Below are 466 nucleotides of genomic sequence, written 5' to 3' on the forward strand. Positions count from 1 at the left end.
CGAAGCAACCGGCGAGACTTAAATCCGATCTCAAAAGGCGTCTTAGGGTTCCGCGCGTTCTCTTCTTCAACGACACGTTGATACAATTCAATCAAATCCAGCTTCCGATCCTTACGCTTACGGCGATACTCCGCATCGTAACTCGATTTATCGAGCGGGGGAGGGGAGGAGTCGTGTCCAGGCGTCTTCATAACATTCACCGTCCACGTTTAAAGCACACAGCACTTCATCCCGAGGGATAAACAAGCGGTGTGATTGAGAATGTGTTGTTTGGGCTTTAGCCCACGCCAAGGCTGAGTCAAAGGAGTCATATTTTGAGGTCCAATAGGTTTTTGGGGAGTGTTTAGATTGGTTGTCCAAACGGTGAAATTTCACGCTATCTCAACCGAAGAAACAAATCAAATCCCGTTTTTTAGACACAAAAAAGCCGGCTACTATTGGGAAGCCGGCTTTTTTGCAAGTGCTA

1 pseudogene is annotated in these 466 nt (G+C 47.2%); it reads right to left on the minus strand.

Annotation, left to right across the window (positions count from 1 at the left end):
- Positions 1–191: pseudogene (locus AB4513_RS24605) on the minus strand (hypothetical protein); the annotation flags it as partial.
- Between the last annotated feature and the right edge of the window lie 275 nt (positions 192–466).

Origin of the sequence: Vibrio sp. 10N.222.54.E6 (genome assembly GCF_041473955.1) — a bacterium.
In the GTDB taxonomy this organism is placed as follows: Bacteria; Pseudomonadota; Gammaproteobacteria; order Enterobacterales; family Vibrionaceae; genus Vibrio; species Vibrio tasmaniensis_A.